This window comes from Streptomyces sp. NPDC046931, assembly GCF_040644655.1.
Taxonomy (GTDB): Bacteria; Actinomycetota; Actinomycetes; order Streptomycetales; family Streptomycetaceae; genus Streptomyces.
Map to the genome: position 1 here is coordinate 36157 of NZ_JBEYWX010000022.1, position 15654 is coordinate 51810.

Sequence of the window (15654 nt, forward strand, 5' to 3'; positions counted from 1 at the left end):
TCCCCGGAGTCCGGCGGCGTCCCGGACGCGAAACGCCACGCCGCGGGCAGGATGAGGGACCTTTCTGGACATGCCGCCGGAGTGCGTTCGTGCCATCGTGGGTCTACGAGCGCCGCGCGCGCCCCACAGGTGTAACCGGGCCCCGTCCGGGCACCCGGCACCGGCACGTCGATCAACGAGCGTGTCCCGGGCCCCGCCGGGACGCCGGAACGGATGGCCATGACCAGCGGCTTCAACGGTCCGCAGGGCTACGGCTCGGACCCCTTCCAAGAGTTCTTCCGACGCATCTTCGGCGGCGGGCCGCGCCCCGGTCCCCGCCAGATCGACCTGGGCCGGCTGCTGAGCGAGCCCGCCCGGCAGCTGGTCGCCGGCGCCGCGCGGTACGCCGTCGAGCACGGTGCGCGGGACCTCGACACCCAGCATCTGCTGCGCGCCGCACTCGCCGCGGAACCGACCCGGAGTCTGCTGAGCCGGGCCGGTGCGGACCCGGACACGCTGGCGACGGAGATCGACCAGCGCTCCGGGCCGGTCCAGCCCCTCCCCGACGACGCTCCGCCCCCCGCCTCGCTCTCGCTGACCCCTGCCGTCAAGCGCGCCCTGCTGGACGCGCACGACCTGGCCCGGTCGACCGGCGCCGGCTACATCGGACCCGAGCATGTGCTCACCGCCCTGGCCGCGAACCCGGACTCCGCCGCCGGGCACATCCTGCACTCGGCGCACTTCGCACCGCCCTCCCTGCCCGCCGAGACGGCCGAGGCCGCCCAGCCGGCGCGACCGGAGCGGCCGCGCCCCGCCACGACCCCGACCCTAGACAAGTACGGCCGTGATCTGACCGACCTCGCACGTCAGGGCCGCATCGACCCGGTGATCGGGCGGGACGAGGAGATCGAGCAGACCATCGAGGTGCTCTCCCGACGCGGCAAGAACAACCCTGTACTCATCGGCGACGCGGGCGTCGGCAAGACCGCCATCGTCGAGGGCCTCGCCCAGCGCATCGCCGACGGGGACGTGCCCGACGTCCTGCTCGGCCGCCGGGTCTTCGCCCTGGATCTGCCCGGGGTGGTCGCCGGTACCCGCTACCGCGGCGACTTCGAGGAGCGGCTCACCACCATCGTGGGCGAGATCCGCGCGCACTCCGAGGAACTGATCGTCTTCATCGACGAGCTGCACACGGTCGTCGGAGCGGGCGGGGGCGGCACGGAAGGCGGGTCCATGGACGCGGGCAACATCCTCAAGCCCGCCCTGGCCCGCGGCGAGCTGCACATCGTGGGCGCCACCACGCTGGAGGAGTACCGCCGCATCGAGAAGGACGCGGCGCTGGCCCGCCGCTTCCAGCCCATCCTGGTGCCCGAGCCGAGCGTCCCGGACGCGATCGAGATCCTGCGCGGGCTCCGCGACCGCTACGAGGCGCACCACCAGGTCCGCTACACCGACGAGGCGCTGGTCGCCGCCGTGGAGCTGTCCGACCGCTATCTCACCGACCGCCATCTGCCGGACAAGGCGATCGATCTGATCGACCAGGCCGGCGCCCGGGTGCGGCTGCGTGCCCGGACCAAGGGCACGGACGTCCGGGCCATGGAGCGCGAGGTCGAGCAGCTCGCCCGGGACAAGGACCAGGCGGTGGCCGACGAGCAGTACGAGCACGCCACCCAGTTGCGCGATCGCATCACCCGGCTGAAGGAGCGGATCGGGGAGGCCTCCGGGGAGACCGAGGCGGACGAGGGTCAGCACCTGGAGGTCACCACTGAGGCCATCGCGGAGGTGGTCTCGCGGCAGACCGGCGTCCCCGTCAGCCGGCTCACCGAGGAGGAGAAGGAGCGGCTGCTCGGCCTGGAGGAGCATCTGCACCAGCGGGTCATCGGACAGGACGAGGCGGTCAGCGTGGTCGCCGACGCGGTACTGCGCTCGCGCGCCGGCCTGTCCAGTCCCGACCGTCCGATCGGCAGTTTCCTCTTCCTCGGCCCGACCGGTGTGGGCAAGACGGAGCTGGCCCGCGCGCTCGCCGAGGTGCTGTTCGGCAGCGAGGAGCGCATGGTCCGCCTCGACATGAGCGAGTACCAGGAGCGCCACACCGTCAGCCGGCTGGTGGGCGCTCCGCCCGGGTACGTGGGCCACGAGGAGGCCGGCCAGCTCACCGAGGCCGTACGGCGGCACCCGTACTCGCTGCTGCTGCTCGACGAGGTGGAGAAGGCGCACCCGGACGTCTTCAACATCCTGCTTCAGGTCCTCGACGACGGCCGGCTCACCGACGCCCAGGGCCGGACCGTGGACTTCGCCAACACGGTCATCGTGATGACGAGCAACCTCGGCTCGGAGGCGATCACCCGGCGCGGCGCCGGCATCGGGTTCGGGGCGGGCGGCGCCGAGGCGGACGAGGAGGCGCGCAGGGAGCGGATCCTGCGCCCGCTGCGCCAGCACTTCCGACCGGAGTTCCTCAACCGCATCGACGAGATCGTCGTGTTCCGGCAGCTCACCTCGGATCAACTGCGGCGCATCACCGACCTGATGCTCGACAAGACGCGGCGCCGGCTGCACGCCCAGGACATCGACGTCACATTCAGCGAGGCGGCCGTCGACTGGCTGGCGCAGCGTGGGTTCCAGCCGGAGTACGGTGCCCGCCCGCTGCGCAGGACCATCCAGCGGGAGGTCGACAACCAGCTGTCCCGGCTGCTGCTTGACGGCCGTATCGAGCGGGGCGGCCGGGTCGAGGTGGACGTCGAGGACGGGCGGCTGGCCTTCCGGGCCGGGCCGCCCGCTGCGAGGCAGGCGGAGGCGAGCGCCGCTCCCGCGGAAGAGGCCGACGCCACGGCGCCGGCTCCGGCCGCTCCCACCGGCTCGGGCGAGGGCGCCGCACCCCCCGCCGTGCAGGGCGGCGAGACGGCCCGTCCGGAAGGGAACGGGGCCGCCCGACACCCCGAGTGAACCGCGTGGCTGTTACGGCGCCGGGTTCACCACCATCGCGGATCCGCCGCCGCGCCGCACCTTCTCGGCGGCGGCGAGCCACCTGCCGTCGGGCAGCCGCTGCACGCCCGTGGCCGCGCCGATCTCCGGGTTCGGCTTGAAGGAGTGCCCGATCGCCTCGAGCCGGGCCTTCAGATCGCTGTCGTAGAGGCCGGGTTCGAGTTCGGTCTGGGCCGCGTTGCGCTGGCTGGCGCGCGGGGCGGCGATCGCGTCGACGAGCGGCAGATGCCGGTCGAGGAACCCGGTCAGGGTCTGCAGCACGGTGGTGATGATGGTCGCGCCGCCGGGTGAACCGAGGGCGACGACCGGTCGGCCCTGCTTGTCCAGCACGATCGTCGGCGAGATGGACGAACGCGGCCGCTTGCCCGGACCGGGCAGGTTCGGGTCGTGCACGGCCGGGTTGGCGGGCGTGAAGGAGAAGTCCGTCAGCTCGTTGTTGAGGAGGAAGCCGCGGCGCGGGACGGTGATACCGCTGCCGCCGGTCTGCTCGATGGTGAGCGTGTAGGCGACGACGTTGCCCCACTTGTCTGCGACGGTCAGGTGCGTGGTGTTCTCGCCCTCGTACGTCGTCGGGGCCGCCGTTCCCCGGGCGCCGCAGGGCGCCGGGTGGCGCGGGTCACCGGGCGCGAGCGGGCTGGTGAGCACAGCGTCGTCCTTGATCAGGCACGCGCGGGAGTCGGCGTACTTCTGGGACAGCAGGTCCTTCGTCGGCACGTCCTCGAAGGCGGGGTCGCCGACCCAGCGCCCGCGGTCGGCGAAGGCGATGCGGCTCGCCTCGATGAAGTGGTGCAGGTACTGCACCTCGCTCGCCTTCGCGAGGTCGGTCCGCTCCAGGATGTTGAGCGCCTCGCCGACCGTGGTGCCGCCGGAGGAGGACGGGGCGATGGAGTAGACGTCGAGGCCGCGGTAGGAGGTTTTGGTGGGCGCCTGCAGTTTGGCCCGGTAGACCGCGAGGTCCTTGTCGGACAGCTTGCCGGGGCGGGCGTTCCAGCCCGAGGCCGGGTCCACCGGGGGCTTTTCGACGGTGGCGACGATGTCGTCGCCCAGATCGCCGTGGTAGATCGCGCCGATGCCCTTCCGGCCCAGTTCCGCGTAGGTGCGGGCGAGGTCGGGGTTCTTGAACGTTGAGCCGACCACGGGGAGCGCGCCGCCCGGCAGGAACAGCTTGGCGGTGTCCGGGAAGTGGCGGAAGCGGGTCTCGTTGGACGCGGTCTGCGAGCGGAACGTGTCGTCGACGGTGAAGCCGTCGCGCGCTATGCGCTCGGCCGGCTTCAGGACCGTGCCGAGCCTCTTCGTACCCCACTCCTCCAGTGCCTTCTGCCAGGTGGCGGGGGTGCCCGGGGTGCCGACGCTCAGGCCGCTGCCGACCGCGTCGGCGAAGGGGAGCGCCTTGCCGTTCTCGACGAAGAGCCCCTCGTCCGCGGTGAGCGGGGCGGTCTCGCGGCCGTCGATGGTGTGGACCGTGCGGGACTTGGCGTCGTAGTAGACGAAGTAGCCGCCTCCGCCGATGCCCGCGGAGTAGGGCTCGGTGACGCCGAGCGCGGCGGCCGTGGCGACGGCCGCGTCCACCGCGTTGCCGCCCTTCTTCAGGACCTCGATCCCGGCGGCGGAGGCGTCCGCGTCGACGCTTGCCACGGCCCCGCCGTACCCCACGGCCACGGGGACCTTCTCCGGTGCCGGGGTGGACGACGGCGGTGCCGCCGCTCCCACCGAGACCACGGCGGCCGAGACCGCCAGCACCGCCAGATTCCGTCGGACAGGACGTTGCATCCGTACCTCCAGTCGACTTCCCTCCACGCAGCGTAACCGCATTGCCATGGTCCCGTCAGTCCCATCGAACACCGGTTCACAACGGCCCGCTACCATGCCCGGCCATGAACGACGACGTGCGCAACATCGTCCTGGGAGTGGTCGCGGCCGGCATCAGCGCCGCGCTCGGCTGGCTCGCCCGGACGTACCTATGGAAGCGCAAACTCCGCCGCAAGCAGGCCTTCTTCGGGCTGCCGGACAACTCCGAGTCACTGCTGGTGGTCAACAGGGACGCGGGCGGCCCCGAGTTGACGGTGGTGCGCCAGGACGTGTTCGCGCTGCTGGAGCTGTCCGCCCTCATCAAGGACTGTGGCGCCCACGCCCAGGTCGTGGCGCACGACGCCGCCCGGCAGGGATTCGGCGAGCGCACGGAGTTCTGCCTCGGTGGTCCGGCGTCGAACCGCCGGATGGCCGCCCATCTCCAGTCGCTTCTGCCGGGAATACGGGTGAACACCGACGCGGAACGCGGTCCGGAGCGCTGGGCGTTCGGCATCGGAAGCGAGCGCCATCTGCTGGAGCCCGGCCGGTCCGAGCATGTGATCCTCGCCCGGCTCACGGCGGACCTGGGCCGCGGCGCACGCCCTGTCTTCCTCTTCTGCGGTCAGACCGCGATCACCAACCAGGCGGCGACCCGCTATCTCGCGCGCCACCACGAGCGGCTGGCCCGCAAATACGGGAGTGGCTCCTTCGTCCTGCTGCTGAAGGTCGTCAACTCCCAGGCGTACGGGCCGGACGTGGTCGAGCTGGTCGGAGACGTCACCCGGGCCGCGCAGGCTCCCGCGCCGGAGGAAGCCGCACACGACTCCTCCCGTCCCTCCTGATTCTGCTTACTCGTCAACTATTCTTACCCGCACGTAACTTACCGACGGGTTACCTGCGGTATGGAGGAGGGGTTACCGTCAGGTCACTTTGCTCTGACATATGAGGAGTGACCCGTGGAAAACCACCGCAAGATCCTGCGTACGACCGCCGTGGGTGCCGTCTCGGCGACGCTGATCGCCGGCAGCGCCCTCGGGCTCGCCCCGACCGCCCAGGCGACGTCGAACAGCGTGCGCTTCGTCGACATCACGGGGGCCGGCGGGACGGTGCTGAAGGGGAACGTCGTCACGCCCGCGGACGCCGACGGCACACGCCGTTATCCGCTCATCGTGCTCCCGACGAGCTGGAGCTTCCCGCAGGTCGAGTACCTCGCCCAGGCCCGGAAGCTCGCGGACACCGGCTATGTCGTGGTCACGTACAACGTGCGGGGGTTCTGGCAGTCCGGCGGCGAGATAGAAGTGGCGGGACCGCCCGACATAGCCGACGCCTCCAAGGTCATCGACTGGGCACTCGCCAACACCCCGTCCGACGCCCGGCACATCGGCATGGCGGGCGTCTCCTACGGCGCCGGCATCAGCCTGCTGGCGGCCGCGCACGACAACCGCATCAAGGCCGTCGCCTCGATGAGCGGCTGGTCGGACCTGGTCCACTCGATCTACTCGGGACGCACCCAGCACGTCCAGGCGGCCGCTCTGCTGAGGGGCGCGGCGACGGTCACCGGCCGCGAAAGCCCCGAGACCCGGCAGGTGTTCGACGACTTCTTCGCCGGCGACGTGGCCAAGGAGTCCGACCTCATCGCCTGGGGGAAGAAGCGGTCGGCCGAGACCTACCTCGACCAGCTCAACCGGAACGGCGCGGCGATCATGCTCGCCAACGCCTGGGGCGACACCGTCTTCCCGGCCAACTCCTACACGGACTTCTACGAGAAGCTCACGGTCCCGAAGAGACTGGAGCTGCGGCCGGGCGACCACGCCACGCCCGAGATCACCGGGCTGCTCGGGCTGCCCAACGACGTCTGGACCGACACCGAACGGTGGCTGGACCACTACCTCAAGGGCGAGGACAACGGGGTGGACCGGGAGCAGCCGGTGCAGCTCAAGTCCCGCACCGCGGGCGGCTACGAGGGCTATCCGGACTGGAAGTCGGTGGCCGCGACCAGCCGGAAGATCGACCTCGCCGGCACCACCACGATCCATGCGAACGTCGACTCGGGGGCTGACGGCGGGATCGTCCTTCTCTCCAGCATCCTCGACCAGCTGGTCCAGGTGCCGCCGGTGGCCTCCATCCCGCTGCTGCCGCGCCGATGGGCCGCCGTGTGGAAGTCGGAGAAGTACGCCACCGCCCAGCACATCCGCGGCACGGCGAAGCTGCACACCACCGTCACCGGCACCAAGGAGAGCGGCACCCTCGTCGCGTACCTCTACGACGTGGGCCCGCTCGGCCTCGGCAAACTGGTCAGCCACGCGCCGTACACCTGGTACGGGCAGACACCCGGCAAGCCGTTCGGCCTCGACCTGGACCTGTTCTCCACGGCCTACGACGTCCCGGCCGGGCACCGGCTCGCGCTGGTCGTCGACACGGTCGACCCGCTCTACATCGAGCACAACCCGTCCGGCGCGCAGCTGACCTTCTCCTCCCCCGCGGAGGACCCGTCCTACGTGTCCATTCCGCTGCGCGAGCAGTGATCTTCGGCTGCCACCGGCCGGGCACACCCCGGTGAGCTGGTGCTTCCCTCCCCCTGCGGTCCCCGGGGCCGCGGGGGGATCCCCCTCGGCCGCCGGGACCGCGGGGACGAACGGCCCATCCTAGTCGAGGTTCCGGACGGTGCACCCCCGGGGGACAGCGCCTACATCTCCGCCGCTTCGGCGTAAACCTGCGTCAGTTCGGGGGCGCCCGTCGAGGCCCAGGTGTGGCCGGCGTCGACCACGTCGATCTCGCGTCCGGAGGCCAGCCGTACCACGGGGTGGCCGCTCGGCCAGACCTCCCAGCTGGCGCCCGGCACCGTGCGCACGATCACCGTGCCCAGGTACAGGCCCGCGTCGTTCCCCAGCCAGGGCAGGGTCTCCTCGTCGTCCCGCCAGCGCGGCACGACCTGGTCGAGCGCCACCAACGACGCCGCCGAGTCGTCGAGTTCGACGCCCGCCTGGTCGGCCTGGGAGCGCAGCAGCTCGCACTCGGAGAGGAGTTCGGCGACGCCGCTCGGGTCGGGGTCGCCGTCGGAGAACACCGCGACACCGCGGGCGGGGCCGTGTTTCTTGCGCCAGTTGCCCAGGAAGGGGATGTTCATACACCCAGCGTGTCACCAGGGCCACGGCGCGCACTACAGGGCGCGCGGACTCCGGCCACCCTCCCCCGGCGCGCGCGGGCTACGGCGCCAGGTCGACCACGACCGGCGCATGGTCCGAGGCGCCCTTGCCCTTGCGCTCCTCCCGGTCCACGTATGCGTCCTTGACCGCCTTCGCGAACGGCTCGTTGCCGTACACGAGGTCGATGCGCATGCCTCGGTTCTTGGGGAAACAGAGCTGGCGGTAGTCCCAGTACGTGAAGGGGTGGTCGTACTTCAGCGGGCGCGGGACCACGTCCGTCAGACCGGTCTCCCGCAGGGAGGTCAGGGCGGCCCGCTCGGCGGGGGTGACATGGGTCGCACCCTCGAAGGCGGCGATGTCGTAGACGTCGTCGTCCGTCGGCGCCACGTTGTAGTCGCCCAGCACCGCGAACGGGCGGCTGCCCCCGGCGTCGCCCGCCACGGCCGCCTTCAGCGCCTCGAACCACCGCAGCTTGTACGCGTAGTGCGGGTGGTCCACCTCACGGCCGTTGGGCACGTACACCGACCAGACGCGGACCGGGCCGCAGGTCGCGGAGATCGCGCGGGGCTCCTGGAGGCCGTCGTAGCCGGGATCGCCCGGCAGGCCCTTGACCACGTCCTCGAGCCCGACGCGGGAGAGCACCGCCACGCCGTTCCACCGGCCGGTGGCGTGGACCGCCGCCTCGTAGCCCAGCTCACGCAGCTGGTCGTGGGGGAACTGGTCCTCGGCGACCTTGGCCTCCTGGAGGCACAGCACATCCGTGCCGCTGCTCTCCAGCCAGGCCAGAAGCCTCGGGAGACGGGCGGTGATCGAGTTCACGTTCCAGGTGGCGATGCGCATGCCTCACAACCTACCCGGCGGCTACGACAACCGGGCGGGGCGGTGGCGGGCCCGGCCGCGAGGAGACGGCGGGCCCGGGCGCCGGGGGCGCTGGCCGCACGATCACGGACCCTGACCCCGGAGACACAGTGGGCCCGGCCGCCAACGGAACCGGCCGCACGATCACGGACCCTGACCCCGGAGACACGGCGGGCCCGGCCGCCAACGGAACCGGCCGCACGATCACGGACCCTGGCCCCGGAGACACGGCGGGCCCGGCCGCCAACGGAACCGGCCGCACGATCGCGGGCCCGCTCCCCTCCCGGGCCTCGCGGCCGTCAGACGTCCGCCGAGGCGCCCGGCGCCAGCCGCATGTGCTCCGCGCCGCCCAGCGCGCCGATCTGGTTGTCGTAGATCGGGCGGGCGAGGTCCGTCAGCAGGGCGTCGTGGATGTCGTACGCACGCCGCGGCTTGACCTCGCGGACGTAGTCGATCACCTCGGAGATCTTGTTCCAGGGCGCCATCACCGGAAGCATCAGCGTCTCCACCGGGTGTTCGGGGACCGTGAGCGCGTCGCCCGGGTGGAAGACCTTGCCGCCGTCGATCAGATAGCCCACGTTCGTGATGCGCGGGATGTCCGGGTGGATCACCGCGTGCAGTTCGCCGTGGACCTGGACGTCGAAGCCCGCGGCCGTGAAGGTGTCGCCGTGGCCGACGGTGTGCACACGTCCCGGGAACGCCGCCGAGATCTTCTCCGCCACGGAGGCGAGGGTCCAGATCTCGGCGCCCGGGTGGGACTCCATGGCGGTCCGCAACCGCTCCTCGTTGAAGTGGTCGAGGTGCTCGTGCGTGACCAGGATGGCCTCGGCGCCGACCGCGGCGTCCTCCTCGCTGAAGGTGCCCGGATCGATGACGAGCCTGCGCCCGTCCTTCTCGAGCCGGATGCAGGCGTGCGACTTCTTCGTGAGCTTCATGGGCTCCATCCTGCCCCCGCCCGGGCGTCCGGAGACTGCTTCGGCGTGGTGCTCTCACCACCCGGCTGACGCTCACTCCTGCGGGGTCGTCTCCTCGCGGATGACCTGCTGCGCCACCTTGAACGCGCTGTTCGCGGCCGGTACGCCGCAGTAGACCGCCGCCTGGAGCAGCACCTCCTTGATCTCGTCCGGGGTCAGTCCGTTGCGCAGGGCCGCCCGGGTGTGGGAGGCGAGTTCCTCCGAATGGCCGCCCGCGACCAGCGCGGTGAGCGTGACACAGCTGCGGGTGCGCCGGTCCAGGCCCGGCCGGTCCCAGATCTCGCCCCACGCGTACCGGGTGACGAACTTCTGGAAGTCCCCGGAGAAGTCGTCCGCCGAGGCCAGCGTCCGGTCGACATGCGCGTCACCGAGCACCTCCCGGCGGATCTTGAGCCCCATGTCGTACGGGTCCTGCCTGCCCGCGGCCTCGGGCGCCACGGCGGCCGGGGCGATCTCCGCCACCGGGGCCACCGGGGCGGGCGCGGCGAGCACCGGCTTGACCGGAGGCGCCACGATCGCCGCCATCTGGCCGGTCGTCGCGTCGAACGCCGGCTGCCAGGCGGTCGAGAAGTGGTGGACGAGCAGATCGGTGACCGCCGCGGGCTGCTCGACGGGCACCAGGTGGGAGGCGCCGGGGACGACCGCGAGCCGGGCGTCCGGGATCCCGGCGACCAGGGTGCGGGCCTCGGCGGGGCCGGTGACCTGGTCCTCCGAGCCGACGAGAACCAGGGTCGGCACACCGATACGGCCCAGTTCGGCCCGCACGTCGAAGGCGGCGAGCGCTTCGCAGGCCGCGATGTAGCAGCCGGGGTCGGTGGTGCGCACCATCTGCACGGCCCACTCGGTGATCGCGGGCTGGGCGGCCGCGAACCCTCCGGTGAACCAGCGCTCGGGGGACGTCCGCGCGATGGGGTCGAGCCCGTTCGTTCGGACGATCACGCCGCGCTGACGGAACTCGTCGGCCGTGCCGAAGCGAGGTGAGGCCGCGATCAGGACGAGCGAGGAGAGGCGCTCGGGGTGGCGCAGGGCCAGCTCGATCCCCACGGCCCCGCCCAGCGCGCAGCCCGCGTAGCCGAACCGCTGCACACCGAGCCCGTCGAGCGTGGCCAGCAGCCGGGCGGTGAGATCTGCGACGGAACCCGCCGGGTGCGCGGGGGCGCCACCGTGGCCCGGAAGGTCGTACCGGAAGACCCGCCACTGCCGGGCGAGCTCGGGAACCTGCCGGTCCCACATGTGCCATGTGGTACCCAGTGAGGGACCCAAGATCAGGACCGGAGCGTCTTCTGGCCCGTCAAAGCGGTATTGCAGGGTGTTCGGTGGTGTCTCACTCACGCCCCAGACCCTCTCACGTCTCACCAAATCTCACACGGCCAGGTGAACCCGGCGGCTCGTGCCCCTCGCGGCGCGGCACGCCCGGCACCGTGGGTCCACGTACGAGTTCATCGATGTGCACGCCTGACCGTGGGGACAGTGCGTCCTCCTGGCTCGCACACCTCCCAATCCCTGCGCTCCACAGCTTCCCACGGCACGGCGTCCAGACGGTCTGGTTGCAGCAAAGCGTGTAGTGCCGTCCCCAAGGATCGGCATGACGTACCTGAAAGCCTTCCGGGGTTCACCGACGAACATCCTGAACGCCACACGGCGGGCAAGCTCTGCCTTCCCTCGCAGGAGGGGAGACGTTGGCCGTGGCCTGGCCGCCCCTCCCCGTTCGCCGTCGCTGGTCCACAGCCAGCAGCCGGCCTCCGGGCCACCTGGATTCTGACTCGTGGCCTGCGGAGAGCTTGCACACTCCGTCGACGCCGAATTGACTGCGGGACTGACCGCCAGGGAAACCGCACAACTCACCGGCCTGCTTGACCGGCTGGCCGCTCGTCAAGGCCTGCCGACGGAGGCCACCGAGCACCAATGATCTCCGTGTGATGGGCCGCCGCGGACGCCCGTTCCCGCAGTTGAGCGCGAACGATTCCGACCCGCGACATCACCCGGCAAAGCTCAGTAACGCCGCTGCATCGTGAATCGGCCAGCTCGTCAGGGGACTCGTTCGGCGCGAATTACCACCAGTTCTTCCATTTCGTCGGACGCGGCGAGCAGCCCGCGCCGGCGCAGCCACTCCTCACGGGAGCGCAGCACCGGCCCGAAGGCGATCCATCGCCGCCGCACCACCGCGGCCTTCAGTCCTGCCTCTCGCAACAGCTGGAGGGAGCGCCCAGTGTCGCTGAGCGCGGACTGCACGAGGAGCAGCACGCCCCCGGAGTGCAGCAGTGGGGGCGCGTCTCGGCAGATCCGGTCCAGCAGCAGCCGCCCGTCGTGGCCGGCGTCCCAGGCCCGGGACCGGCTGCGCGGACCGCGCCGGGCGTGCGGCGCCGGGACGTAGGGCGGGTTCGCAAGGATCAGGTCATACGTCCGGTCGTGGACCGGACCCAAGAGGTTGCCGCGCCGGATCCGCACTGGCAGCCGGGTCAGCCACGCGTTCAGCCGGGCCGTCCACACCGCGCGCCGGGACACGTCCACCGCGGTCACCTCGGCGCCCCGCCGGGCCGCGGCCAGCGCCAGCGCACCGCTCCCGGTGCCCACGTCCAGCACCCGCGCCCCGGGCGAGGGAGCCTCCTCGTGGAGGGCCTCGGCCAGCAATGCGGTGTCGTCCTGCGGGGCGTATACGCCCGGAAGCACAAGGAAGGTCACAGCAGCCGAGTACCCGGGCGTGGCGGACGTATGGATCTGCTGTTGTCGGTGTGATCCAGCAGTACGGGCATGGTGTTTGGGCGACGGGGCACACATGTGGGTGTCATGTGCGCCACCACCGAGCTGTCGATCTACACCAGCCTTGAAGAACTTACCGGGCTGCTCTCGACCCGGCGCGAGCTCTACGCGCGGTGGTCCCTCGGGCCTGAACGCGATCTGCCTCAGGTAAGCAGCAGGGATGACCTGACCGGCGTCAAGTTGCCGGGTCTGTCGGCGAGCCCTTTGGATGTCGAGGACTGGTGGGGCACACGGCCCAGGCACGTATGGGTGGCGCGTCGGCTGCACGACTACTGCCACCTTCCCCACCACAAGGATGCCCGTACCCGGCCATGGGTGCTGCACGGCCGTGAGGTGGCTCGGGGGCCGGACAACGAACCCTTGGTGACGGACGTCGAACCCCTCGGGTGGATTGCGGACCGGACCATTCAAGAGGCTTTCCACGTCATCGACGAGCAACCCGGTCGGTGGGGTCCCCTCGCCCGGGGCGGGCGCACCTGATACGGCTTCGAGTACGAGCCACGCCGTAACTGTCATAAGGACAGTGGGCAGCAAGTTGGGAAGCGTGCCGAGGAAGACCGTCCCGATACGCAGACAGTGCGGCTGTCGGCTTTCCGAGGTAGTAGCCGATCTTGTCCGGCGGGAAGGATACCGGTGATGCCTGCCGCTGCTCTGTCGGAGGGGTCGTAGCGGCGGCCGAAGCCGATGCGCGGCCCGCTGGTGGTTGGTCGGTGAGGTCTCTGACGGGAACCGCACCGGGGATGCAGGGCACTGCTCGCCAAGGTGAAGGCGCCACCGCGGCATTGTCGCGGGCTCAGAGGTCAGCGGCCCGATGTGTACGGCGTCGCCGTTTCGCGTCGCATCTTGGGTGATTCGGCAGCGCGGTCGGCGGCGCTGGCAGCCAGTGCGAGCAGGAGTGCGATAGCGCCGGCGATGACGTTGTTGGTGACGGTCTTGGTGGTGCTGACGCTGCCTGCCACCACCCAGGGCGCGATGATCGTCCATACCCCCAGGGCGCAGGCTCCCCAGGCCGTGCTGTGAGTGCATTCGTAGGCTCGGCCGAAGCCCACGCTCATCAGCAGGGCGTAGGCGAGGCCCATGAGGAGGTTGTTGACGGCGAGGGTGGACAAGCCGTTGAACCCGGTGATCCACGTGATGGCCGGGACGGCCGCTGCGCCGAGGGCTCAGCCGGCCGACATGGAAGGTGTACTCGTTGGCGTTGGATACCCCGCACGCTGCCTGGGAACTAGGAGGTCAGATCCAGGGGCTGCAGGGTGCTCCAGTAGCTGTGCAGGATCTCTTGGGGCGCGGCCGGCTCGGGGGCCTGCCGGGGCGGCAGGGGCCGGGCCGGCGGCCGGTTCGACGTGTGGCGTGCCCACCAGCGGACGGCGCATACGCTCATGCAGCTGCCGGCGAGCGCAGCTGCGGCGATGGTGAACGCGCTTCGAGCCCTGACCGGCATGTCATCTCCCGTTATGTGGGCTGTCGGAGTCGTGTCTGCGTCCGGGTTGCCCGGCAGACCGGCTTGACACCCGCGGGCGACGCACGAGGCTGGTGTTGGTGGGCCCGCAGGCCCACCAACACCAGCCGGTCGTCCGGGTCAGACCTCGCCGCGCCAAGCGCCCGTCTCGGCGCCGCCGCGGGACTCGATGAACTCCTTGAACCGCTTCAGATCGCCTGTGGCCTGCCGTTTGACGAAGCCCAGCTTGTCGCCGACCGTCTCAGCGAGGCCCTGGGGGTCGTAGTCCAGTTGGAGCATGACCTTGGTGCGGGCGTCGTCCAAGCGGTGGAAGGTGACGACGCCGGCCTGCTTCGCCTCACCGTTGACGGTGGTCCAGGCGACCCGCTCGTCGGGGATCTGCTCGGTGATCTCCGCGTCGAACTCGCGCTGTACTCCGCCGATCTTGGTGACCCAGTGGGTGAGGGTGTCGGTGCGCTGTTCGATGCGTTCGACACCGTCCATGAACTGCGGGAAGTCCGCGAACTGGGTCCACTGGTTGTAGGCGGTACGGATAGGGACGTCGACCTCGATGGACTCTTCTACCTGCGACAACAGTGATCTCCCTTCTTGGGAAGCGGGCAGCAGACCGACCGCATGGCGCCGGTCTTCCTGCATTGCTTGTGATCATCACTGTCCGGGTTGCCACCAGCTGGTGATTGATGCGTCGCCGAGCCGCCCAAACGGCTGAGGCGAACGCCCGGGCCGCCCGGCTGCTTGACCACGCGTCGTCTGCTTCACGCTCACCGACGAGGAAACCAATGACATCCTTGCCGCCTTACCTGATCAGCCAGGTGCCGGGGTGGCCGCAGAGTGGCTCGGACTCGCAAGTTGGACGGCGAGGCTTCTGCCCGGTCCATCCCGAGCCTGCGATAGGCCGGATTTCCCGAACAGTTGGGTCGGAGACGGGACCCCGTGCACCGTTTCTGGTGTCGGTCTTCCCGTCCCCGCCCGCCGAACCGGACGTGCCCGTTGGCCGGGCATCCGGCTCTCCACGGGTCGCCGCCGGGTGCGACGCGGTCGCCGCTGGGTGCGGCGGGCGCAGCGGGCAGGCCAGCACGTGCCGCGGTGGAGACGGCCGTCACCGTCGCCGCCGCCGACCACCTGCGGACGGGCGTGTACCGCCTACGCCTCCGCCCGCTTCAGCGCATGGTCGAGTACCACCAGCAGTGCGTCGAGCACCGAGCCCCGTTCTCGGGCGTCGAAGACGAACAGCGGGACGTGGTCGCTGACGTCCAGCGCCCAGCGCACCTCGTCAAGCTCGTGCGCGACCTCGCCGTCAAAGGCGTTGACGGCCACCGCGAACGGGATGTCCCGGTGCTCGAAGTAGTCGACCGCGGCGAAGCAGTCGTCGAGGCGGCGGGTGTCGACGATCACCAATCCGCCCAGGGCGCCCTCCACCAGGTAGTCCCACATGAAGCCGAAACGCTCCTGGCCGGGCGTCCCGAACAGGTACAGCTTCAGGGTCGGATCGAGGGTGATGCAGCCGAAGTCCATGGCGACCGTGGTGGTGGTCTTGTGAGGGGTGTGGCTGAGATCGTCCACGCCCGCCGCGACCTCGGTGATCGACGCCTCGGTGGTGAGCGGTTCGATCTCCGAGACTGACGCCACCGTCGTGGTCTTGCCGACGCCGAACCCGCCCGCGATCACCATCTTCACGGGAAGGGGCGGCCGTTCGGTCTCGTGTGGG

The 15654-nt window shown here is 70.8% G+C and carries 13 protein-coding genes and 1 pseudogene; 4 read left to right on the forward strand and 10 right to left on the reverse strand.

What is annotated here, in order from left to right; all coding sequences use genetic code 11:
- Window positions 1-219 precede the first annotated feature (219 nt).
- The gene (locus tag ABZ876_RS29820) at window positions 220-2922 is read left to right on the forward strand and encodes an ATP-dependent Clp protease ATP-binding subunit (RefSeq protein ID WP_361787893.1); all 2703 of its coding nucleotides are present in this window, start codon (window positions 220-222) and stop codon (window positions 2920-2922) included.
- Window positions 2923-2934: 12 nt separating this feature from the next.
- Here the strand turns inward: ABZ876_RS29820 and ggt are convergent, their stop codons facing one another.
- Window positions 2935-4731, reverse strand: a complete 1797-nt coding sequence (gene ggt, locus ABZ876_RS29825) for a gamma-glutamyltransferase (RefSeq protein ID WP_361787744.1) — start codon at window positions 4729-4731, stop codon at window positions 2935-2937.
- A 104-nt stretch (window positions 4732-4835) separates the two neighbouring features.
- On the opposite strand from ggt, the gene ABZ876_RS29830 reads away from it, so the two are divergent.
- Window positions 4836-5591: a hypothetical protein gene (locus tag ABZ876_RS29830; protein WP_361787746.1), complete on the forward strand. Its 756-nt coding sequence runs from the start codon at window positions 4836-4838 to the stop codon at window positions 5589-5591.
- Between the two features lie 114 nt (window positions 5592-5705).
- Window positions 5706-7274: an alpha/beta fold hydrolase gene (locus ABZ876_RS29835; RefSeq protein WP_361787748.1), complete on the forward strand. Its 1569-nt coding sequence runs from the start codon at window positions 5706-5708 to the stop codon at window positions 7272-7274.
- Window positions 7275-7435: 161 nt separating this feature from the next.
- Here the strand turns inward: ABZ876_RS29835 and ABZ876_RS29840 are convergent, their stop codons facing one another.
- From ABZ876_RS29840 to ABZ876_RS29860, 5 genes are all read right to left on the reverse strand, one after another.
- Window positions 7436-7876 carry a DUF6278 family protein gene (locus ABZ876_RS29840; RefSeq protein WP_361787750.1) on the reverse strand — a complete coding sequence of 147 codons (441 nt, stop codon included), beginning with the start codon at window positions 7874-7876 and terminating at the stop codon, window positions 7436-7438.
- A 79-nt stretch (window positions 7877-7955) separates the two neighbouring features.
- On the reverse strand, window positions 7956-8735 hold the full coding sequence (locus tag ABZ876_RS29845; protein WP_361787752.1) for an exodeoxyribonuclease III: 780 nt from the start codon (window positions 8733-8735) through the stop codon (window positions 7956-7958).
- A gap of 317 nt (window positions 8736-9052) precedes the next feature.
- Window positions 9053-9688, reverse strand: coding sequence for an MBL fold metallo-hydrolase (locus ABZ876_RS29850; protein ID WP_361787754.1), 636 nt, complete (start codon window positions 9686-9688; stop codon window positions 9053-9055).
- Window positions 9689-9760: 72 nt separating this feature from the next.
- Complete coding sequence (pcaC, locus tag ABZ876_RS29855; protein ID WP_361787756.1) at window positions 9761-11059, reverse strand: 4-carboxymuconolactone decarboxylase; 1299 nt, start codon at window positions 11057-11059, stop codon at window positions 9761-9763.
- A 696-nt stretch (window positions 11060-11755) separates the two neighbouring features.
- The gene (locus ABZ876_RS29860; protein ID WP_361787758.1) at window positions 11756-12409 is read right to left on the reverse strand and encodes a HemK2/MTQ2 family protein methyltransferase; all 654 of its coding nucleotides are present in this window, start codon (window positions 12407-12409) and stop codon (window positions 11756-11758) included.
- A gap of 105 nt (window positions 12410-12514) precedes the next feature.
- On the opposite strand from ABZ876_RS29860, the gene ABZ876_RS29865 reads away from it, so the two are divergent.
- A complete protein-coding gene (locus ABZ876_RS29865) occupies window positions 12515-12967 on the forward strand; it encodes a DUF6098 family protein (RefSeq protein WP_361787760.1) in 453 nt (150 codons plus the stop codon).
- A gap of 320 nt (window positions 12968-13287) precedes the next feature.
- Here the strand turns inward: ABZ876_RS29865 and ABZ876_RS29870 are convergent.
- From ABZ876_RS29870 to ABZ876_RS29885, 4 genes and pseudogenes are all read right to left on the reverse strand, one after another.
- Window positions 13288-13617 (reverse strand): annotated as a pseudogene (locus ABZ876_RS29870) (SPW repeat protein); the annotation flags it as partial.
- Window positions 13618-13712: 95 nt separating this feature from the next.
- Window positions 13713-13928 carry a hypothetical protein gene (locus tag ABZ876_RS29875; protein ID WP_361787762.1) on the reverse strand — a complete coding sequence of 72 codons (216 nt, stop codon included), beginning with the start codon at window positions 13926-13928 and terminating at the stop codon, window positions 13713-13715.
- A gap of 138 nt (window positions 13929-14066) precedes the next feature.
- Window positions 14067-14519 carry an SRPBCC family protein gene (locus ABZ876_RS29880; RefSeq protein ID WP_361787764.1) on the reverse strand — a complete coding sequence of 151 codons (453 nt, stop codon included), beginning with the start codon at window positions 14517-14519 and terminating at the stop codon, window positions 14067-14069.
- 570 nt (window positions 14520-15089) lie between these two features.
- The gene (locus ABZ876_RS29885; protein ID WP_055495080.1) at window positions 15090-15617 is read right to left on the reverse strand and encodes an ATP/GTP-binding protein; all 528 of its coding nucleotides are present in this window, start codon (window positions 15615-15617) and stop codon (window positions 15090-15092) included.
- Window positions 15618-15654 lie beyond the last annotated feature (37 nt).